Source organism: Myxococcus virescens, from assembly GCF_900101905.1.
GTDB classification, from domain to species: domain Bacteria; phylum Myxococcota; class Myxococcia; order Myxococcales; family Myxococcaceae; genus Myxococcus; species Myxococcus virescens.
In genome coordinates, this window is record NZ_FNAJ01000001.1 from 117743 (window position 1) to 137349 (window position 19607).

At 70.1% G+C, this 19607-nt stretch carries 18 protein-coding genes; 12 read left to right on the plus strand and 6 right to left on the minus strand.

All coding sequences use genetic code 11. The features are described from left to right. Positions 1 to 49 precede the first annotated feature (49 nt). The 4 genes from BLU09_RS00425 (at position 50) to BLU09_RS00440 (ending at position 3230) form a co-directional block, all read left to right on the plus strand. Positions 50 to 487: a hypothetical protein gene (locus tag BLU09_RS00425; RefSeq protein ID WP_090484237.1), complete on the plus strand. Its 438-nt coding sequence runs from the start codon at positions 50 to 52 to the stop codon at positions 485 to 487. 14 nt (positions 488 to 501) lie between these two features. Next, positions 502 to 930 carry a phage holin family protein gene (locus tag BLU09_RS00430; RefSeq protein ID WP_090484239.1) on the plus strand — a complete coding sequence of 143 codons (429 nt, stop codon included), beginning with the start codon at positions 502 to 504 and terminating at the stop codon, positions 928 to 930. Next, positions 927 to 1832, plus strand: coding sequence for a hypothetical protein (locus BLU09_RS00435; protein WP_090484241.1), 906 nt, complete (start codon positions 927 to 929; stop codon positions 1830 to 1832). The genes BLU09_RS00430 and BLU09_RS00435 overlap by 4 nt, the downstream gene beginning before the upstream one ends. A 138-nt stretch (positions 1833 to 1970) precedes the next feature. Beyond that, complete coding sequence (locus BLU09_RS00440; RefSeq protein ID WP_090484243.1) at positions 1971 to 3230, plus strand: threonine/serine exporter family protein; 1260 nt, start codon at positions 1971 to 1973, stop codon at positions 3228 to 3230. A 1-nt stretch (position 3231) separates the two neighbouring features. Here BLU09_RS00440 and BLU09_RS00445 read toward each other — a convergent pair whose 3' ends face one another. Continuing rightward, positions 3232 to 3648, minus strand: a complete 417-nt coding sequence (locus BLU09_RS00445) for a DoxX family protein (protein ID WP_090484245.1) — start codon at positions 3646 to 3648, stop codon at positions 3232 to 3234. Positions 3649 to 3769: 121 nt separating this feature from the next. On the opposite strand from BLU09_RS00445, the gene BLU09_RS00450 reads away from it, so the two are divergent. Continuing rightward, positions 3770 to 4957 (plus strand): AI-2E family transporter, encoded by a 1188-nt coding sequence (locus BLU09_RS00450; RefSeq protein ID WP_090484247.1) that lies wholly within the window; start codon positions 3770 to 3772, stop codon positions 4955 to 4957. 74 nt (positions 4958 to 5031) lie between these two features. Here BLU09_RS00450 and BLU09_RS00455 read toward each other — a convergent pair whose 3' ends face one another. After that, positions 5032 to 6765 (minus strand): lamin tail domain-containing protein, encoded by a 1734-nt coding sequence (locus BLU09_RS00455; protein WP_244171323.1) that lies wholly within the window; start codon positions 6763 to 6765, stop codon positions 5032 to 5034. Positions 6766 to 6925: 160 nt separating this feature from the next. Next, positions 6926 to 7396: a YqaA family protein gene (locus BLU09_RS00460; protein WP_090484251.1), complete on the minus strand. Its 471-nt coding sequence runs from the start codon at positions 7394 to 7396 to the stop codon at positions 6926 to 6928. 219 nt (positions 7397 to 7615) lie between these two features. Here BLU09_RS00460 and BLU09_RS00465 point away from each other — a divergent pair, with 219 nt between their 5' ends. Continuing rightward, entirely contained in the window at positions 7616 to 8773 is a 1158-nt protein-coding gene (locus tag BLU09_RS00465; RefSeq protein ID WP_090484253.1) for an oxygen-binding di-iron domain-containing protein, read from the plus strand. A gap of 30 nt (positions 8774 to 8803) precedes the next feature. Then, positions 8804 to 10000 carry a serine/threonine-protein kinase gene (locus tag BLU09_RS00470; RefSeq protein ID WP_090484255.1) on the plus strand — a complete coding sequence of 399 codons (1197 nt, stop codon included), beginning with the start codon at positions 8804 to 8806 and terminating at the stop codon, positions 9998 to 10000. A gap of 17 nt (positions 10001 to 10017) precedes the next feature. Here BLU09_RS00470 and BLU09_RS00475 read toward each other — a convergent pair whose 3' ends face one another. Further along, positions 10018 to 11391, minus strand: coding sequence for an MFS transporter (locus BLU09_RS00475; RefSeq protein ID WP_090484257.1), 1374 nt, complete (start codon positions 11389 to 11391; stop codon positions 10018 to 10020). Positions 11392 to 11461: 70 nt separating this feature from the next. Here BLU09_RS00475 and BLU09_RS00480 point away from each other — a divergent pair, with 70 nt between their 5' ends. Next, complete coding sequence (locus tag BLU09_RS00480) at positions 11462 to 12397, plus strand: LysR family transcriptional regulator (RefSeq protein WP_090484259.1); 936 nt, start codon at positions 11462 to 11464, stop codon at positions 12395 to 12397. Positions 12398 to 12459: 62 nt separating this feature from the next. After that, the gene (locus tag BLU09_RS00485; RefSeq protein ID WP_090484262.1) at positions 12460 to 12861 is read left to right on the plus strand and encodes a TfoX/Sxy family protein; all 402 of its coding nucleotides are present in this window, start codon (positions 12460 to 12462) and stop codon (positions 12859 to 12861) included. Here the strand turns inward: BLU09_RS00485 and BLU09_RS00490 are convergent. After that, a complete protein-coding gene (locus BLU09_RS00490) occupies positions 12848 to 14497 on the minus strand; it encodes an AMP-binding protein (protein WP_090484264.1) in 1650 nt (549 codons plus the stop codon). The genes BLU09_RS00485 and BLU09_RS00490 overlap by 14 nt on opposite strands. A gap of 209 nt (positions 14498 to 14706) precedes the next feature. Here BLU09_RS00490 and epsC point away from each other — a divergent pair, with 209 nt between their 5' ends. Together epsC and cysK are read left to right on the plus strand one after the other, a co-directional pair. Next, positions 14707 to 15552 carry a serine O-acetyltransferase EpsC gene (gene epsC / locus BLU09_RS00495; RefSeq protein ID WP_011551683.1) on the plus strand — a complete coding sequence of 282 codons (846 nt, stop codon included), beginning with the start codon at positions 14707 to 14709 and terminating at the stop codon, positions 15550 to 15552. A 21-nt stretch (positions 15553 to 15573) separates the two neighbouring features. Continuing rightward, a complete protein-coding gene (gene cysK / locus BLU09_RS00500) occupies positions 15574 to 16494 on the plus strand; it encodes a cysteine synthase A (protein ID WP_090484265.1) in 921 nt (306 codons plus the stop codon). Between the two features lie 12 nt (positions 16495 to 16506). Here the strand turns inward: cysK and BLU09_RS00505 are convergent, their stop codons facing one another. Beyond that, entirely contained in the window at positions 16507 to 17643 is a 1137-nt protein-coding gene (locus BLU09_RS00505; RefSeq protein ID WP_090484267.1) for an aminotransferase class V-fold PLP-dependent enzyme, read from the minus strand. Between the two features lie 139 nt (positions 17644 to 17782). Here BLU09_RS00505 and BLU09_RS00510 point away from each other — a divergent pair, with 139 nt between their 5' ends. Continuing rightward, entirely contained in the window at positions 17783 to 19384 is a 1602-nt protein-coding gene (locus BLU09_RS00510) for a c-type cytochrome (RefSeq protein WP_090484269.1), read from the plus strand. Positions 19385 to 19607: the final 223 nt, after the last annotated feature.

The window sequence follows — 19607 nt, forward strand, 5'->3', positions numbered from 1 at the left end:
TGTGAAGTCCTCGCGACAGTTTCCCCCTCGCAAACCTGAAGGAGTCAGCATGGGAAGCGTCATTGACGGCAGCATCCAAGGCAGCAGGTACGGGCAGCGCTCGGAAGAGGGCTCCCGCATCGCCCGTGGCGAGCCCGGTACATCCGGAATCGGGCAGGCCGGCAAGGAGCAGGCGAAGCAATTGAGCAGCGCCGCGAAGGAGCGCATCTACCACCAGGTGGAGAGCCGCCGGGGTGACGTGGCCAAGGGAATGCGGGGGCTCGTCTCCACACTGGAGAGCATCTCGGACAGGGACGAGGCGAAAGTGGCACGGCCGCTGCTCGGCAGCGCGGCGGGACTGCTTCGCCGCACGTCCGACCGGCTGGAGAACGAAACCACCGAGGAGCTGCTCGCGGATGCCCAGACACAGGTCCGCGAGCGGCCCGGACTCTTCATCGCGGGGTGCGTGGCCGCGGGCTTCGTACTCGGCCGGCTCATCAAGTCCTGAGGGGAGCGCCCAGAATGGAACCCACGATTCCCCATCGGGACGGAGACGGCTTCGGAGCGCTCTTCTCCGAATTCACCGAACAGGCACGCCGCCTGGTCCGCGCCGAGGTGTCCCTGGCGCGCGCCGAGCTGCGAACGGAGGCAAGGAAGGCATCTGCCGGAGCGGGCCTGCTGGCAGGCGGCAGCGTGGTGCTGCACCTGGGGGCCATCACCTTTGTCGCCTTCCTGGTGGCGGTGCTGGCGGAGGCCCTGCCTCTCTGGGCCGCCGCCCTCATCGTCGCGGCGGTGCTGCTCGCGGTGGGCGGCGCCATGGCCTGGAGCGGGCGCCAGCGGATGAAGCGGGTCCACGGACCTGAACGAACGATTCAAACCCTCAAGGAGGATGGGCGATGGACGAGCAGGACCGCGCACTCCATGAAATCGCAGATGCACGGGCACGCATGAGCGAACTCGCGGACGAAATGGCCCGGAAGGCGGAACCCGACCGGCTGAAGGAACGTGCCCGTGAGGTCGCCACACACAAGGCCACCGAGCTCAAGCAGCACGCGAAGGAGGCCGCCGTGGAGAAAGCCACGGAACTCAAGACGCAGGCCAGGGAGACACTGATGCACAAGAGCATGGAATTGAAGGAACGGGCCGACTCGCCCAAGGGCTGGAGCCTGCTCGGCGCCCTCATGGGAGCGGGCGTTGGCTCGGCCCTGATGCGCAAGGCCTTCACCACACGCGCGGCGCGGAAGGACAGCGAGTTCGCATGGGAGAGAGACGAACGGTGGCGCTACGACGGCCTGCGCGCCGGCCGAGCCGACCTGCGCTCCACCGGGGAAGAGGCCATGGGCGCCGGGGCTGGCGGCGATGGCCCTCGCACCGACATGAAGGCCCGCGCCAGCGACAAGGCGCATGAGGTGAAGGACCAGGCGCTCGACCGGGCCAGTGCGATTCGGGAGCGGACCGCGGGCGTCGTGCACAAGGCCCGGGAGCGGGCATCCCACGCGCGCGAGCGGGTGCCCTCGCGCGAAGCCGTCCAGCATCAGGCCGCGGACTGGCTCAACCGCACGGTGGATGAGCAACCCCTGCTCCTGGCCGTGGGAGGCGTCACGCTGGGCATGCTGGCGTCCAGCCTGCTGCCTGTGACTGGCAAGGAGCGCAAGCTCATCGAGCCCGCGAAGCGCCGCGCGACGGAAGGTGTCTCCCAGCTCGGTGGGCAACTCCAGGAAAAGCTCCAGGAAGAGGAACAGCAAGCGCCTGGCGGCCCCGGGAGCTCGAATCAGACGGCGTCCGACACCTCCAGCGTCAGCGCGAGCAACATCGAAACGACCCGCGTGGAGGATTCAGGAAAAACGCTCTGATGGGCGGAACGCCCAGGAGGAGGCGGACCTGAACCCGCGACGTCGAAGGTGCGAGGCGCCGGGCCCAGGCAGGCGGGCTGCGCCCCTGGAACCAGGGCTGTGCCCCACTGTCGTTTGACTCAGCCTGGAGCCTCTGCCATGTGCGCCGCCGTGGCCGTCCCTCCTGAACTCCGCACCGCCGTCAGTCATCCCCCGCCGCCGGGCCCCGCCGTCGCCTTCACCATCCGGCTGGGCGAGGCGCTGCACCGCTACGGCACGCCCGCGCATCGCCTGGAGCTGCTGATGCAGCGGGTGTCGGAGCGCTTCGGACTGGAGGGGCGCTTCTTCTCCACCCCCACGTCCATCTTCTCGTCCTTCGGACCGCCGGAGGCCCTGCGCACCTCGCTCATCCGCGTGGAGCCGGGGGACATGGACCTGGAACGGCTGTCGCTGCTGGACACGCTGGCGGACGACGTCATCCACGGTCAGGTGCCCCCGACGGAAGGGGCCCAGCGCGTGGACGCCATCCTCGCGCAGCCCGAGCGCTTCGGCCCCGCGCTCCAGCTCCTGTGCTGGACGCTCGCGGGCGGCGCCGCGGGGCGGTTGTTCGGCGGAGGCCTCAAGGAGATGGCGGTGGCCGCGTTCAGCAGCCTGCTCATCGGCACCCTGGGCGTGCTCACCCGGAAGCAGCCCTCCACGGCCCGGGTGTTGGAGCCGGTGGCCGCCATCCTGTCCTCCGCCGTCGCCGCGCTGGCCGCGAGCCTGATGGGGCCGCTGTCCGCGCAGGTGGCCACGCTGGCGGGCCTCATCGTCCTGCTCCCCGGCCTGTCCCTGACGGTGGCCATCAACGAGCTGGCCACCCGCAACCTCATCTCCGGCACCTCGCGGCTCACGGCGGCGGCGCTCGTCTTCCTCCAGTTGGGCTTCGGCGTGGCCCTGGGCAGCCGGCTGTCGGTGGTGCTGCCCGAGCCGCCCGTGGCGCCGCTGCCGCCCGCGCTGCCGGACTGGACGCAGCTGCCCATGCTGCTGGTGGCCATCTTCGCGGTGTGCGTGCTCTTCCGCGCGCGCCCCAGGGATTGGGGCTGGATTGCCGGAGCCTGCACCTTCGCCTTCGCGGGGGCCCGTCTGGGCTCGCTGCTGCTGGGGGCGCAGCTGGGCGCCTTCGTGGGCGCGCTGCTGCTGGCCATGGGCAGCAACGCGCTGGCCCGGCTGCGCAACAAGCCCTCCATCACCACGCTGGTGCCCGGACTCATGCTGCTGGTGCCCGGCAGCGTGGGCTTCCGCAGCCTGTCCTCCCTGCTGGAGCGGGACGTGGTGGCCGGCGTGGACACGGCCTTCTCCATGCTGATGGTGGCCGTGGCGTTGGTGGCCGGACTGCTGTCCGCCAACGCCCTGGTCCCCACGCGCAAGGTGCTCTGACTCAGCCCAGGCGGGTGACATACACCGCCACCAGCGTCAGCAGGAAGTAGTGCACCAGTCCGCCCGCGCCGGCGTAGTCCTTCGCCATCCGCTGGCCGAAGAAGAGCGCCACCAGCGACACCGCGGAGAGCAGCGCGCCCCAGAAGGCCAGCGTCGCGCTGCCCGTGGCCACCAGCGACACCAGCCCCGCGGCGCTGAGCGCCCCCGCCGCCAGCTCCAGCACGGTGACGGTGGCCAGCATCAGCGGCACCACGCCGCGCAGCGGGCTCTTGGCAAAGTGGCCCGTGAGCCAGCCCAGGTTGCCCTTCCAGTCGATGACCTTGTCGAGGCCAGACTGGAGGAAGAGGATGGCCAGGAAGACGGCGCAGAGCGCCTGGAGCAGCCAGACAGTGAATTGGGTGGATTCGAAGGGCGGCATGGCGCGGCCACTCTAGCCGCCTTGGGGCCGGGCCCAAGCCTTCTTGGCAGGGCAGCAGGCGGGCAGGCCCAAGCGCCACCCGTCCCTACCCTTCTGTGATGGCCGCCCTACCTTGACGGGTATGGCAACCGAGCAGACCGCCCGGCGGGTGTTCACTGGCCTCATCATTCTTTCCATCATCCTGCTGGCCCTGGTTGTCCGCCCGTTCGCCAAGGCCTTCTTCCTGGCGGCGGTGCTCGCGGGAACCTTCTACGGCCTCTACTCGCGGCTGAGCCGGAAGCTCCGCGGACACCACAACCTGGCGGCGGGGGCCATCGTCTCGGGAGTCATCCTGGCCCTGCTCCTCCCCCTGGGAGGTCTCACGGCCTTCGTCGTCACCGAGGTGTCGGACGGCGTGAAGTTCGTCTCCGACACGGTGCAGCGGGAAGGGATGGAAGGACTGATTGGCAAGATTCCCAGCCCCGTGCGAGGCCCGGTCGAGAGGCTGCTGGAGCGCATCCCCCTGGAGCAAGCCCAGCTCGACGAGACGCTCCAGCAGCAGGTGAGCACCCAGGGCGGCACAGCGGCGCGGGCCGTCACCGGGGCGGTGGCCGCGACGGGCTCCATCGCGTTCCAGACGGTGATGATGCTCATCGCCCTCTTCTTCCTGCTGACGGAGGGCGCGCGGCTGGTGAGATGGGTGGAGAGCGTCTCGCCACTTCGGCGCGGCCAGACGGGGGAAATCCTGCGGGAGTTCCGCAGTGTCTCCATAGCGGTGCTCGTCTCGTCGGTGGCCACTGCGGGCGTGCAGGCGGCGGCGGCGCTCGTCGGTTTCCTCATCGCCCGCGTCCCCGCGGCGCTCTTCTTCGCGGGCGTGGCGTTCTTCATGGCGCTCATTCCCGCCGTGGGCGCCGCCATCGTGGTGCTGGTCGCCGCGGCGCTGATGTTCTTCAGCGGCCACCCGTGGGCGGCGCTGTTCCTCGCCATCTGGGGCACGGTGGTGGTGGGGCTGGTGGACAACATCGTGAAGCCGCTGCTGGCCAGGCGCGGCATGCACCAGCACGCCGCCATCGTCTTCTTCGCGCTGCTCGGAGGCCTGGCCGCGTTTGGCACGGTGGGCCTGCTGTTGGGGCCCCTCATCGTGGCCTTCTTCCTGGCCCTGCTGCGCATCTACGAGCGCGACTACGGCCGGCCCACGCCGCGCCCCGGAGACCCGGCCACGCCCGGAGGTCCGAGCGGCGACGAAAGCCTCATCATCCGCCCGTCCGTGCTGTCGGCGGAGACGCGCGAGCGCGTGCCCCTGTCGCCCACGCCGCCGGAGAACCACTGAGGCTCCGCTGAAACAGCACGGCCCGCTTCCCGCGCGAACGGGAAGCAGGGCCGCGACACTTCATGCGGGGAGGCTCAGAACGCCAGGCCGTTGACGCGACGACCCGGCGAGGACTGCAGGCTGGACAGACTGGTGTGCAGCACGAAGGTCGCCGTGGCGCCCAGGTCCGGGCTGCGGTTGGCGGACACGCCATCCGTGCCACTCACACCGGAGGACAGCACCGCGGACTCCACCACCGTGCCGGTGGCCGTCTTCACGGTGACGGTGTCACCGCTGTTGGACAGGCCCAGGGTGCCCGTGGAGGCGGACACCGCGTTGGGCGTGCCGGCCGGGATGCCCGCCGCGCCGCCGAACACCACGATGACTCCGCCCGCCGCCAGCGAGGTGCCACTGGGGAAGGTGTGGCGCAGGCTGGCCGCGTCGGACACCGTCCACCCGCTCAGGTCCACCACCCCGGTGCCCGTGTTCACCAGCTCCACGAACTCGCCCACGACGTTCGAGCCCGGCTCGTTGACCATCACCTCGTTGATGATGACCTTGCCCGTGCCCCCCGTCGGCGCCGTGGTGATGGTGAAGGCCGCGTTGCTGAGGTCGCTGACGCTCGCGTTGGACGCGTCGCTGATGCGGACCCGCGCGGTGGTGGTGGCGCTGGACGGCACCGTCCACGCGTAGCTGCCCGCGGAGGCGGCCGTGCTGGCGGCCAGGGTGCTCCAGGTGCTGCCATTGAGCGTGTACTCCAGCTTCACGTTCGTGACGCTGGTCGACGTCCAGGTGATGTCGCGCACGCTCCCGCCCGCCCAGCTCTCACCGCCGTTGGGCGACGTCACCGTGACGGAGGCATTGTCGCCGGGCGAGCTGTCACCCGGGATGATGAAGTCCTTGATGACGGCCATGTGCTGCATGCCAGAGGCCCCGCTGTCACCGGACAGCGCGGGCGCGATGTCGCTCAGCGGCGAGTAGACGCGCGTATCCACCACCAGGCCGTTGGTGAAGGTGCTGCCACCGATGACGACGGGCGTCTGGTACGCGAACAGGTCGCTGTCCACCAGCACGTGGTCATACGGGGCGTTGCGGCTCGCGTTGGTGTTGGTGTTGCCATTCTTGTCCGCCGGGTGCGGGCCCGCCGTGCGCACCACCTGGGACAGCGTGCTGAAAGCGGACTCGTTGCGGCTGCCGGTGTTCAAGTCTCCGCCGATGACGAGGTAGTCGCCCGCGGGGATGTTGGCCTTGATGCGGCTGACCAGACTGCTGGCCTCCGAGTTACGGTTGCTGCTCCCCGTGGTGAGGAAGTGCACGCTCACCGCCCAGAGGTCCTTCGGGCCCGGCACGTCGATGCGCGCCCAGGCGAAGTCTCGGTTGGAGACGTACGGGTCATCCCACTCGCCCGAGGCGATGATGGGGTAGCGGCTGATGATGCCGTTGGGAATCTGCGCCCCACCCTCGCGGTAGTAGTGGAACTGCGTGCCGAACGTCGTGTCCACGAAGCCACGGATGTCCGCCGCGGAGTTCGACTTGTAGTTGAACTCCTGAATCATCACCACGTCAGCGTCCGTGCCCTGGAAGATGCGGATGCCGTGGCCCGGGTCGTAGTCCTGCCCGTTGCCGCTGGACGTGTTCGCCGCCAGCAGGCGAAGGCGGACCTCGCCCAGCGCGTCCTGCCGCTGCCCGACTTCCGCGCCGTCGAGCCCCACGGGCTCCAGCGCCGAGTCCTCGCCACCACACGCCGCGAGCACCGCCAGCAACAGCGCGGCGGCATGTCGCCGCCAGTTCGACTGCACATGGCTTGAAGGAGTTGCGTCGTCACGCATGATGTCCGGTCCTGCCCCCTGACAAGGAGCTGTTGAGTGGTCGGATGAGACATCCACACGCTACCCGATTCACGGGGAATGCGATGCTCGCCCGTCTCCTTTATCGACCGAAACGCAGACACGTTGCGTGAAACATCGGTGAAACCGTCCGGGACGGGCACTACAGCGCGGCGGCGGCGGACAGGGCGACGGCGAGGTAACGAAGGCCCTTGCCGATCGTGACGAAGAAGACGAAAGGCAGCGGGCGCACCCCCAGCATTCCGCCGGCGATGACGAAGGCGTCACCCACCACGGGCAGCCAGGACATGACGAGCGCGGGCGCGCCCCACTTCCGCGTCCAGGCCTCCACGCGCTGCATGCGAGGCCCTTCCTTCTCACGGCGCCGCGCGTACCAGCGCCCCAAGGCGCCTCCACCACCGGCCGCCACCCACCGGCCCAGCACGTAGAGCGACAGCGCGCCCAGCACGTTGCCCATGGTGGCCACGCCGATGGCGGTGACGGGCGCCGTCCCGCCGTAGACGAGCGCGGCCAGCAGCGCCTCCGACGGCACTGGCACCACGGAGCCCGCGAGCATCGCGATGAGGAACAGCCCCGGGAGGCCCCAGGTGGCGAGTACGGACGGGTCGGGCATCAACGATTCGAAGGTGAGGGCCCCCAAGCCTGCCATGCCCCCCGCCGCGGCGCACGCGCTCAGACGCCCAGGACGCAAGGTCTGCGCCCCACCCCACCCGCACGCAGGAATTGCGCCCCATCCCCGCCCGCGGACAGGTGCCCCAGGGGAGAGGAGGCCGCGGCGCAGCGCTTGCTATGGGGAGGGGCATACACCCGAAAGGGAAGGAACGCCGCGCCCATGAGCAGCACCGTCGCCCCAGTCCCGAGCCCGAGCCAGAGCTCCGACCTCCGCCTCGTGCCGGTGGAGATTGCCCCCGAGACGTTCTGGGTGGGCAAGCGCGAGCCCGGCAACATCTTCTACGCCAACCCCTACCTGCTGCGCTTCCGCGGTACGGACAAGAAGACGCAGCGGCCCACGGAGTTCAACCTCCTCATCGACCCGGGCTCGAGCAGCGACTTCTCCACCATCCACACCAAGGTGACGTCGCTCATTGGTGGCATGGAGCGGCTGTCGGCCATGTTCATCAACCACCAGGACCCGGACGTGGGCTCGTCGGCGAGCATCATCTCCGCGCGCTACGCGCCCCGGGCCGGGCTGCTGTGCTCGGAGGACACCTGGCGGCTCATCGTCCACCAGAACCTGCCGCGCCACCGCTTCATCCCCACGGAGAAGTTCGCACAGGGCCTCAGCGTGCCCACGGGCCACCGGTTGCTGCCGGTTCCCTCGCCCTTCTGCCACTTCCGCGGCGCCGTCATGCTCTATGACCCGCAGACGCGCGTGCTCTTCACCGGAGACCTCTTCGGCGGGCTCACGGACTCCAACGCCAAGGGCATCTGGGCGGACGAATCCGACTGGGCGGGCATCCGCGCCTTCCATCAAATCTACATGCCGGTGAACTCCGCGCTGCAACGCACGGTGGCGGCCATCCGCAAGCTGGAGCCGGGCGTGGAGATGATTGCGCCGCAGCACGGCCGCATCATCCGGGGACCGCTGGTGCAGCAGTTCCTGGACCGGATGGAGAAGCTTCAGGTGGGCCTGGACATCATGGACGAGGCGCAGGACCGCACGCACCTGCAGGCCTGGAACTCCGTGCTGGACCGGGTGGTGGCGCTGGCGCGCGGCTACCTGGGCGACTCCGTGGAGGCCAAGCTGGCCGCGAGCCACGAGCTGTCGGACACGGCGCAGTACGACGGCACGCGGCTGGTGGTGAGCCGCCTGGGCAAGTGGACGCTGGAGCACGTGGTGGACCTGCTGTGCCACGGCGAGCCGCCGGAGATTGCCGGCCCCATCATCGTCGAGGCCACCAGCGCCGCGGCCGAGTACAACCTGCCCACGCCGCACCTGGACATCGAGGGCGTGGGGGCACCGTCCCACGTTTCGCTGCTCGACCCCTGACAGCGACGACTGCAGACGAGGGAGGCCGAGGTGCACTCGACCGACGACGAAGAAGGCGTGGCGTACCTGGGGGGCGCCGCGCCGGAGCCGCAATTGCGGGTGACTCCGCCGCCGGCCATCGTGAAACCGCCGCCCCGCGCCGGCCTCCCCCCTGTCCCGCAGCGGACGGAAACCCCTCCCGACGCGACGTTCCAGCCGGTGACGCCACCACCGGCCCTGTCGCTTGGGGAGACACTGCGCCCGGTGACCCCCATGTCGCCGCACGGCACGCTGCTCCAGGGCATTGTGGTGACCGCGACCTCCAGCGCCGTGCGAGGCCTGGTGCCCGGCCAGACGGTGGCCCAGCGGTACCGCGTGGAGCGCTGGCTGGGCGCCGGGGGCAGCTCCACCGTGTACGAGGCCACCGACCTCCACCAGGACCTGCGCGTGGCCCTCAAGGTCCTCGCGGTGCCCCATGCGGATGCCTCGATGGTGGCGCGCTTCCGCCAGGAGGTGGAGCACGCCCGGGCGCTGGAGCACGTCAACATCCTGCGTGTCTTCGATGTGGGCGTGGACGGCGATCGGCACTTCCTCACCGTGGAGTTGCTGGATGGCGTGGATTTGCGTCAGCGACTGATGGAGCGGCGCGCCACGTTGGCGGAGGCGCTGCGCTGGCTCACCCACGCGACGGTGGCGCTGGAGCACGCGCACGGCCGGGGCGTGCTCCACCGCGACGTGAAGCCCGCCAACCTCTTCATCACCCGCACCGGCGTGCTCAAGCTGATGGACTTCGGGCTCGCCAAGAGCACGCACGTCATGGGGACGACGGCCCAGGGCGCGGTGCTCGGCACGCCGGAGTACATGGCGCCCGAACAGGTGACGGGCAACCCCGCGGTGTCACCCGCCACGGACCTGTACGCGCTCGGCGTGGTGGCCTACGAGCTGTTCACCGGACAGCTTCCGTTCCGCCACCCGGAGCCCGTGCCGCTGATGTTCCTGCACGTCCAGGAGCGCCCCGTGCCGCCGCGCACGTTGCGACCGGCGCTGCCGGAGCCCTTCGAGCACGTCGTGCTGCGGCTGCTGGAGAAACGCCCCGACGACCGCTACCGGTCCGCGGCCGAGCTCCGCACCGCGCTGGCGAAGCTGTGGCCCCACGCGCTGAATGCAGATGCGTCTGTGACGGCACGAGCGCCGGCGCCGCCCCTCGCGCGCGCCCGAGCGCCGGGCCCGGGAGGCGGCACGGGCTGAGTGGAACGTGCCCGCCGTCACGCCCCCGATGCCGCTGGCTCCGTCCTGCCCGGAGCCAACAGCGCCAACCCGAGCGCCGCGACGGCCGTGAGTCCAGCGGCGATGCCGAACTGCAGGGCGAAGTGCCCGCTGGCCAGCGCGAGCAACGCCACCGCCAGTGAGCCGCCCAGCAGCCGCGTGGCGTAGAGCGCGCTGGTGACGATGCCCCGGTGGTGCCAGGGCGCGCGGGACTGCGGTCCAATCAGCGACGTGCTGGCGGCGGGCCCCAGCCCCAGGCCGAGCACCGCCAGCCCCACCAGCGCCGCGGGCACACCCCAGCCCCGTGCGGCGGCCAATGACAGCCACCCGGCCCCCAGCGCCGCCACCGCGAAGCCCACGCCGGCGCTCAGTCGCATGCCTCCGCGCACCAGCAGCTTCACGCCGAAGGTGGAGCCCACGGACCAGCCCAGCAGCATCGGCAGCAGCGCCAGTCCCGCCGCCAGTGGCGTGTGACCGCCCTGCTCCGTCATCCACAACGGCACCCACGCGGCCATGCTGTACAGCAACGAGCCGCCCGCGATGCCGCCCACGATGCCGCTGAGCACCGCGCGATCTCTCAGCAACTCCGCCGGGAGCAACGGAGACACCGTCGAGCGTTGCTGCCGCACCAGCAGCCAGGCCGCGCCCACGGCGGCCAGCGCGCAGGCCCACCGCAGGCTCACAGCCCCCGGCTCCAACGAGAAGAGGAGCAGCGCCGCCGAGGAGCCCGCGAGCACGGGCCCCCACCGGTCCATGCGGACCTCCGGACGGCGAGGCGGGTCGCGGTAGGAGAGGTACAGCAGCGCCGCGGCGAACAGCCCCACCGGCACGTTGACCAGGAACACCCAGCGCCACGAGGCGTGCATCACCAGCCAGCCGCCAATGAGCGGCCCCACGACGTTGCCCGCGCCCCAGGCCCCCGTGAACAGCCCCTGCACGGCGGCGCGCTCACGCAGCGTGTAGAGGTCGGCGGAGATGGTGAGCGTGGTGGGCTGCAACGCCCCCGCGCCCAGGCCCTGGATGACCCGGAAGGCGATGAGCCCCGGCACCGAGTCCGCCAGGCCACACAGCGCGGAGCCCACCAGGAACAACCCCATGCCCGAGAAAAAGACGGGCTTGCGTCCCAGCCGGTCCGCCAGCGTCCCGGAGACGAGCACGCCGACAGTGGAGGCAAAGAGAAAGGCGGAGAACACCCACGAGTAGAGGTGCTGACCTCCCAGCTCCCGGGTGATGGTGGGCATGGCACTCGTCACGACGGTGCCTTCGAACGCGCTGACCACCAGGGCCAGCAACACCGCGCCCGTCGCGGTCCGCCGCGCCACGCCTGGACGCGCGCTGACCATGGGCTCCGCTGTGACGCCGCTTCCGTCCATCACCTCTCTGTACGCCCCAGGCCCCCATGCGGAAACCGCATCTTCCGCATAGACTTCTTGCGAAATCCGCATGACCTCCGAACAGCTCCGAGCCTTCCTCGAAGTCGCCCGGGCGGGACGCCTGGCCACCGCCGCGCGTGGGCTGGGTCTGTCCCAGTCCGGCCTCTCCCGGCAGCTCCAATCACTCGAAGCCGCCCTGGGCACGCGCTTGCTCGTCCGCACGCCTGGGGGCGCGGTGCTGACAGACGCGGGAGAACGCTTCCTGCCTCACGCCCAGCGCGCCCTGGACGCACTGACGGCGGGCACCTCGGAGCTGGAGCGGCTGTCGGGGACGCCACACGGCGTGGTGTCGCTCGGCACGCTGCATACCGTGGGGGCGTACCTGCTGCCGGACATCATCCCGGCCTTCGCCCGCCAGTTCCCGGAGGTCCGGCCCCGGCTGAGTGAGGGACTGGCACCGGCCATGGAGGAAGGCGTGGCACGCGGCGCCCTGGACCTGGCCATCCTCTCCCTCCCCGTGCGGCGCGCGGACCTGGTGGCGCAGCGACTGTGGGAGGAGTCCCTGGTGCTCGCCGTCCCGCGTGGACACCGGCTGACGAAGTCAGGCAAGCCCGTGACGATGGACGAGGTCGTGGAAGAGCCCTGGGTCGTCATCCCCGGCATGAGCGGCACCCGGGCGATGGAGGCCGCCTGTGAGGCGCGGGGCGTGACACCCCGCCTGGCGGTGGAGACGGACAACGCGGAGGCCATGCGCCGCATGGTGGAGCGCGGCCTGGGCGTGGCGATGGTGCCGCAGTTGATGGCCCGAGACCACCATGCCCAGGGCTTCGACGTGGTGCCCCTGGCGCGCGCCGGGGTGAAGCGGCAGGTGGCGCTGATACACCGGGGCGAGGGCTACCTCACGGCCGCGGCGCGGGCGCTCAAGTCCTTCATCGTGGAGAGCGTGCGCGCCATGCCCGAACCCTGGGGCACGAGGAAGGCGGCTCCAGGCGCTCGGGTGCGCTAGCGTGCCGCGGCCGGTGGCGCCGTCTTCACGAGGCGAGGCCCATCGAGACACGGAGACGCACCATGGCCCGGACGGACAGCTTCGTTGAGTACACGGTGGAACTGCTGGAGAAGCTGGGGCCCGTGAAGTCCCGGTCGATGTTCGGCGGCTGGGGGCTCTACCTCGGCGGACGGATGTTCGGGCTCATCGGCGGCGGTCAGTTGTTCCTGAAGGTGGATGACGTCACCAAGCCGGACTTCCAGGCCGCCGGATGCCGGCCGTTCATCTACGAAGGGATGAAGACCCCGGTGGAGATGGGCTATTGGACTCCGCCCGCGGACGCGGCGGATGACGCCTACGCGCTCCTGCCCTGGGCCCGGAAGGCCGTGGACGCGGCGAACCGGGCCGCGGTGAAGAAGGCCCAAAAGACGACGCGAAAGAAGGCGCCGGCGAAGAAGCGCACCTCACGCGTCAAGCCGTCTTGATGGCCGCGGCGTCCTCCAGCCCCAGCTCGACGACGGATGCCTCGCGCATCTTGAACTTCTGCACCTTGCCCGTCACCGTCATCGGGAACGCGTCCACGAACTTCCAGAAGCGGGGAATCTTGTAGGACGCGATGCGGCCCGTGCAGAACCGCGTCAGCTCCTCGGCGGTGAGCGTCGCGCCGGGCTTCACGCGCACCCAGGCCATGACCTCCTCGCCGTACTTCTTGCTCGGCACGCCAATGACCTGCGTCTCGCTGACGCCCGGGTGCGTGTGGAGGAACTCCTCGACCTCGCGCGGGGAGATGTTCTCACCGCCCCGGATGATGGTGTCCTTGATGCGGCCCACCACCTTCACGTAGCCCTCGTCGTCCATCACCGCGAGGTCGCCCGTGTGCATCCACCCGGCGGCGTCCACGGCCGCGGCGGTGGCCTCGGGGTTGGCCCAGTACCCCAGCATGACGCTGTACCCACGCGTGCACAGCTCGCCCGGCGAGCCGCGAGGAACCACCTCACCCGAGCCCGGGTCGATGACCTTGACCTCCAGGTGCGGATGCACGCGCCCCACGGTGGAAACGCGCTTGTCCAGCGGCTCGTCCAGTGCGCTCTGCGTGGACACCGGCGACGTCTCCGTCATGCCGTAGCAGATGGTCACCTCGCGCATGTGCATGCGCGACTGCACCTGCTTCATCACCTCCACCGGACACGGCGAGCCCGCCATGACACCGGTGCGCAGCGTCGACAAATCGAACTCACCGAAGCGCGGATGGTCCAGCTCCGCGATGAACATCGTGGGCACGCCGTACAGCGACGTGCAGCGCTCGGCCTGCACCGTCTGGAGCACCGTCAGCGGGTCGAACGCCTCGGCGGGGATCACCATGGTGGCGCCGTGGCTGGTACAGGCCAGGTTGCCAATCACCATGCCGAAGCAGTGGTAGAATGGCACCGGGATGCACACCCGGTCCTCGGGGCCGTAGCGCAGGGCCTCCCCGATGAAGAAGCCGTTGTTCAAGACATTGTGGTGCGACAGCGTGGCGCCCTTCGGGAAGCCTGTCGTTCCCGACGTGTATTGGATGTTGATGGCGTCATCGAACTGGAGCGACGCCTCGCGGGCGGCCAACGCGCCCTCTGAAACATCCGCCGCGCCATCGAGCAGCCGCTGCCAGTCGTCCTCCAGGACGAGCGCCGCCGCCAGGCTGGCACAGCGCGGCTGGACCTCTTTCACCATGCCCCGGTAGTCCGTCTGCCGGAAGCCCCGTGCGTGGAGCAGCACCTTGGTGCCGGACTGGTTGAGGGCGTACTCCAGCTCCGAGGTGCGGTAGGCAGGGTTGATGTTGACCAGGATGGCGCCGATACGGGCCGTGGCGTACTGGACGGCCACCCATTCGAAGCGGTTGGGTGACCAGAGCCCCACCCGGTCCCCCTTCTGAACGCCCAGGGCCATCAGTCCCCGGGCCACCTGCGAGGTGAGCGCCCAGAGCTGTTGATACGTGGCCCGAAACCCCTGGGACGCCACCACCAGGGCCTCCCGGTCGCCGTGGCGCTCGACGGTGCGGCGCAGGTTCTGGCCAATCGTCTCCCCCAGCAGCGGGGTGGTGCTGGTGCCATGGGCGTAGGAAGGGACCGGGTTTGGGGACATGGCGGCATCGTCCCGCCGAGCCGGACACGCGGCAAGCGCCGCGGACCACCGCTGTCCAACGCGTGGCAGGGGGGCATGGGGGAAGGCGGCATGCCCTGCCAACGAGGGCCCCCGGGGGGCCAGTCCCCTCCTGGGAAGCGACAGTCAGCCCTGAAATCAGCCATTACGCCGTGCAGCCAGCCCACGCACCGCGTTAGAAACCGGGACTCATGGATGACTCCAACGCCAGGCTGGTCGCGGCCCTGCTGGAAGCCCGGCAGCGACACTGCTTCCCTGCGGACGTACGGCGCGCTGCCCCCGAATTCGTAGGCCAGGTGCTCGGCCTGCTCTTCCCCCACTTCGCCGAGCGCCTGGAGTGTACGGCCGCGGCCGTCCACCGCGACGTCACCACCGTGGAGGCCAGCCTCCACCGCATCCGGGACACGCTGGCGCCCCTGTACCCGGGCATTGAACGGGACTTGCCGGCGCGCTTCATGGAGCGGCTGCCCGGCCTGTACGACTGGCTGCGACAGGACGCGGACGCCATCTTCGAGGCGGACCCGGCCGCGCGCACCGTGGACGAGGTCATCCTCACCTACCCGGGCTTCACCGCCATCGCCATCTACCGGGTGGCCAACGCGCTGCACGCCCTGGGCTTCCCGCTGCTGCCTCGCTTGCTCACGGAGTACGCGCACCAGCGAACCGGCGTGGACATCCACCCGGGGGCCACCATTGGCCGGCGCTTCGTCATCGACCATGGCACCGGCGTCGTCATCGGTGAGACGACGCTCATTGGTGACAACGTCAAAATCTATCAGGGCGTCACCCTGGGCGCGCTCGTCGTGGAGAAGGGGCTGACGGACAAGAAGCGTCACCCCACCATCGAGGACGACGTGGTGGTGTACGCCAACGCCACCATCCTGGGCGGAGAAACCGTGGTGGGCCGGGGCAGCATCATCGCCGGCAACGCCTGGCTCACGCAGAGCATCCCCTCTCAATCCGTGGTTACCCGCCGCAGCGAGGTGCGTCAGCGCGGCGAGAACGGCTCGCTGGACGCACTCGAATTCCACATCTGACCCACCGACGAGGCCCCCCACATGAAGGTGAACAGCATCCTGGAGACCATCGGAAACACGCCGCACGTGCGCATCAACCGGCTGTTTCCGTCCCGCGTGACGGTCCATCTGAAGCTCGAGCGCGCCAACCCGGGCGGCAGCATCAAGGACCGCATCGCGTTGTCCATGATTGAGGACGCGGAGCAGCGCGGCCTGCTCAAGAAGGACAGCGTCATCATCGAGCCGACCAGCGGCAACACCGGCATCGGCCTGGCCATGGTGGCGGCGGTGAAGGGCTACAAGCTGGTGCTCGTCATGCCGGAGTCCATGAGCGTCGAGCGCCGCCGGCTGATGGCCGCCTACGGCGCCACGTTCGAGCTGACCCCGCGCGCGCAGGGCATGAAGGGCGCCATCGCTCGCGCCAACGAGCTGCTGTCGCAGGTGCCCAACTCGTGGATGCCGCAGCAGTTCGAGAACGAGGCCAACATCGAGGTCCACCGCCGCACGACGGTGCAGGAAATCCTCAAGGACTTCCCGGAAGGGCTGGACTACCTCATCACCGGCGTGGGCACCGGCGGGCACATCACCGCGTGCGCCGAGGAGTTGAAGAAGGTCTGGCCGAAGCTGAAGGTCTTCGCCGTGGAGCCCACCAAGTCGCCCGTCATCAGCGGCGGCCAGCCGGGCCCGCACCCCATCCAGGGCCTTGGCGCCGGCTTCATCCCGAAGAACCTGCACAAGGACGCGCTGGACGGCGCCATTCAGGTGACCGAGGAGGACGCCTTCGAGTTCACCCGCCGCGCCGCGCGTGAGGAGGGCATCTTCGTGGGCATCTCCACCGGCGCCGCGCTGTCCGCCGTGAATCAGAAGCTGGGCGAGATGACCGACGGCAGCCGCGTGCTCGCCTTCAACTACGACACGGGCGAGCGCTACCTCTCCATCGAGCCGCTCTTCCCGGCCCAGTAGTCCAAAGGGCCCTCAGCCGCGGTGCGTCCGCACCAGCTCCACCAACCGGTCCATCTCCTCGGGCAGGTTGTAGAAGTGGGGTGAGAGGCGGACGCGCCCGCGGCGCACCGAGAGGGCCACCTCCCTTCCGGCGAGCCACGCGCCGAGCGCGCGGGCCTCGCCCTCCGGAGGCAGGAACGTGAGGATGCCCGCCCGGTGCTCCGGCGCGGGCCCCACGTCGCAGCCCAGCCCACGCAGCCCTGTCTCCAGCTGGCCCAGCAGCTCGCGGATGCGCGTGGAGATGGCGTCCACCCCCACCTCGTGCAGCAGCTCCAGCGCGGCGCCCAGGGCGTAGATGCCGGTGTACGCGGCGCTGCCCTCCTCCAGCTTGCCCGCGTCCGGGCGCAGCTCGAAGTGGCTGCGGTTGAAGTTCCAGGCGTCGGTGGTGCTGCGCCAGCCCACCAGCACGGGACGCAGCCTGGGCAGGACGTCCTTGGCCACGTAGAGGAAGCCGATGCCGGCGATGCCCAGCATCCACTTGTGGCTGTCCGCGCTGAGGAAGTGGACGCGGCTCTTCTTCACGTCCACGGGGATGCAGCCCACGCTCTGGATGCCGTCCACGCAGAACAGGACGCCCGCCCGCTCGCACAGGGCGCCCACCGCGTCCAGGTCCGTGCGGTAGCCGGTGGCGAACTGCACGGAGGACACGGCCACCAGCCGGGTGCTCGGGGTGAGCGCGGCGGCCACGGCTTCCGGCGTCACGCCCCCTTCGGGCGTCTGGATTTCGCGCACGGTGACGCCGCGGTCCTTCAGGTGCAGCCAGGGATAGACGTTGGAGGGGTACTCCAGCGAGGATGCGACGACGACCTCGTCGCCGGGCTTCCAGTCCAGCCCCTCGGCCACCAGGCCCAGGCCGTGGCTGGTGTTGCGCACGAAGGCAATCTCGCCGGGCTCGGCGTTGATGAGGCGGGCGGCCAGGCCCCGCACGCGCTCGCAATGGGCCTCCCAGCCGCGCTCGTGCTTGATGCCGTGGTGGACGATGTCCTCCATCCACCCGCGCACGGCCTCGGCGGCGCGCAGGCTGGTGGGAGCCACACCGGCGTGGTTGAGATAGAGCTGCTCCCTCAGCACGGGGAAGAGGTCTCGGTAGGATTCGAGCGAGCGCGTCATGGTGCCCGGAGTGTAGCCACGTCGCCGCGCCGCGCCGTACTTCGTGAAGGCCGGGTGTCCGCCGTGGACAGACGCGGTGGTTTTTCCGTCCCACCTTGGGATGCGATATGCGTCGGGTCCTGCTCGCCGCGGAGGACCCATGCGCCGCACCATCCTGGACGCCATGAGGAACACGTTGTTCGTGGGCGCCGCCCTGCTGGCGGGCTGCGCGGGAACCGTTCATGCGCCCTACCCGCCCATCCGCGCGGACCTGTCCCCCGCCGCCCTGGAGCGAGGGGCCGCCATCTTCCACGCGAGCTGCGAGTCATGTCACCGCGGGGGCGACGCGGAGACGGCGTCGGGCGCGCCGCTGCGCGAGCTGCCCTCGTACATGGGGCGCTTCTACGCGGCGAATCTCACGTCGCATGCCGAGGCGGGCATTGGCGCCATGACGGATGAGGAGTTGGCGCGGGCCATCCGCTTCGCGGTGAGCCGCGACGGGCGGTTGATGGTGATGCCCAGCTACGGCATGGGCGACGCGGACCTGGCGGCGGTGCTGGGCTTCATGCGCTCCGGGCACCCGCTCTTCACGCCAGATTCAGTGCCCGCGCCCCCGTCGAAGTTCAGCTTCTTCGGCGGTATCGGCTTCCGCTTCATCACTGGGAATGAGCCGGTGGAACGGCCCGCCTCGGGCATCCCCGTGCCGCCCAAGGCGGCGACCCGGGAGTACGGCCACTACATGGCGCATGACGTCTACGACTGCGCCTCGTGTCACACGGATGGCTTCAGCCCTCGGAAGACAGAGGGCGATGACGTGTTCGCGGGTGGCATGGCGTTCGTCGACCCGGAGGGAAGGAACGTTCATTCCAGCAACATCACGTTCCACGAGACGGGGCTGGCGCATTGGACGCTGGAGGACTTCACCCGCGCGGTGCGTGACGGACTGGCACCAGATGGCTCCGTGCTGCGCTCGCCCATGCCTCGCTTCCGGGGCATGGACGAGGTGGAGGCGCGAGCGCTCTATGACTATCTGCGCTCCGTGCCGCCCAGGAAGAACGCGGTGAAGGGTGCGCGGCCGCGGCTCACCGCGGAGTCAGTCCGCCCGAAATGGGGCGCGGAGGAGGCGGAGGAGCAGAGCGCGGAGGTACGCCCCGATGCGGCGCAGGCCAGCGCGCCCGATGAGACGCGCACGGGAGATGTTCCCAACGCCAGCGCCTCCGTGAAGGGAGCAGGGGAAGAAACCTCGGCTCCGCCAGTTTCCCCCGCGCAACCTCCGGCCAGCCATCAGGGCACACAGGGAGAAGACGCCCATGCCGCAGTGACGCCTTCGGCCTCGGCGACCGCTTCCGGCTCGGCGATGCCCACAGCACCCGGAGCCACCGGCAAGAGCGCGGCATCGGCACCGTCCGCGCAACCCGATGCGGCCAACACCGCTGCGGCCGGCCCCTCCACGCTGGCCAGCAAGCCCGCCCCCACCCGCAAGCCGCGCCCCGCTGCGCCCAAGGTGGACGCCCCTGCCCTCTTCGTGAAGCTCGGCTGCGCGAGCTGCCACGCTCCTGGCGCGCGGTATCACGACCGGCTCGCCAAGGTCGCCTCGCGCAGCGAGGCCGAACTGGTCCGGTGGGTGCGAAACCCCGAGCAGTTCCTCCCCGGCACGCCCATGCCCACCTACGCGGAGTTGATTGACGAGAAGACCGCGCGTGCCCTGGTGCGCTGGGTGAAGGCGGGAGGCCTGTCCAAGCTGCCCTCCACCTCGCGCTGAGCCGCGCCCCGAAGCACGCGGAAAAAACGCCCCGGAAATGACCGAGGAAAACCCCTGCTGGCGTATCCCGTCTGGAAGCTCTCAGCGGGCACCTCGTCGAGGCACTCGCTGGGCACGTACCACCCCGGAGCCAACCGGCCCCAGCCCCGGGGTGGTGCGTGAGACTTCCCACCGCACCGTCGGCTGGCACGCCAGCGTCTCCGGCTACGGGGACGGCTGCACC

Excerpts from the sequence above, each read along its gene's own strand:
- BLU09_RS00425 (WP_090484237.1), top strand. The coding sequence starts at position 50 with ATGGGAAGCGTCATTGACGGCAGCATCCAAGGCAGCAGGTACGGGCAG.
- BLU09_RS00430 (WP_090484239.1), top strand. The coding sequence starts at position 502 with ATGGAACCCACGATTCCCCATCGGGACGGAGACGGCTTCGGAGCGCTC.
- BLU09_RS00435 (WP_090484241.1), top strand. The coding sequence starts at position 927 with ATGAGCGAACTCGCGGACGAAATGGCCCGGAAGGCGGAACCCGACCGG.
- BLU09_RS00440 (WP_090484243.1), top strand. The coding sequence starts at position 1,971 with ATGTGCGCCGCCGTGGCCGTCCCTCCTGAACTCCGCACCGCCGTCAGT.
- BLU09_RS00445 (WP_090484245.1), bottom strand. The coding sequence starts at position 3,648 with ATGCCGCCCTTCGAATCCACCCAATTCACTGTCTGGCTGCTCCAGGCG.
- BLU09_RS00450 (WP_090484247.1), top strand. The coding sequence starts at position 3,770 with ATGGCAACCGAGCAGACCGCCCGGCGGGTGTTCACTGGCCTCATCATT.
- BLU09_RS00455 (WP_244171323.1), bottom strand. The coding sequence starts at position 6,765 with ATGCGTGACGACGCAACTCCTTCAAGCCATGTGCAGTCGAACTGGCGG.
- BLU09_RS00460 (WP_090484251.1), bottom strand. The coding sequence starts at position 7,396 with ATGCCCGACCCGTCCGTACTCGCCACCTGGGGCCTCCCGGGGCTGTTC.
- BLU09_RS00465 (WP_090484253.1), top strand. The coding sequence starts at position 7,616 with ATGAGCAGCACCGTCGCCCCAGTCCCGAGCCCGAGCCAGAGCTCCGAC.
- BLU09_RS00475 (WP_090484257.1), bottom strand. The coding sequence starts at position 11,391 with ATGGACGGAAGCGGCGTCACAGCGGAGCCCATGGTCAGCGCGCGTCCA.
- BLU09_RS00480 (WP_090484259.1), top strand. The coding sequence starts at position 11,462 with ATGACCTCCGAACAGCTCCGAGCCTTCCTCGAAGTCGCCCGGGCGGGA.
- BLU09_RS00485 (WP_090484262.1), top strand. The coding sequence starts at position 12,460 with ATGGCCCGGACGGACAGCTTCGTTGAGTACACGGTGGAACTGCTGGAG.
- BLU09_RS00490 (WP_090484264.1), bottom strand. The coding sequence starts at position 14,497 with ATGTCCCCAAACCCGGTCCCTTCCTACGCCCATGGCACCAGCACCACC.
- epsC (WP_011551683.1), top strand. The coding sequence starts at position 14,707 with ATGGATGACTCCAACGCCAGGCTGGTCGCGGCCCTGCTGGAAGCCCGG.
- cysK (WP_090484265.1), top strand. The coding sequence starts at position 15,574 with ATGAAGGTGAACAGCATCCTGGAGACCATCGGAAACACGCCGCACGTG.
- BLU09_RS00505 (WP_090484267.1), bottom strand. The coding sequence starts at position 17,643 with ATGACGCGCTCGCTCGAATCCTACCGAGACCTCTTCCCCGTGCTGAGG.
- BLU09_RS00510 (WP_090484269.1), top strand. The coding sequence starts at position 17,783 with ATGCGCCGCACCATCCTGGACGCCATGAGGAACACGTTGTTCGTGGGC.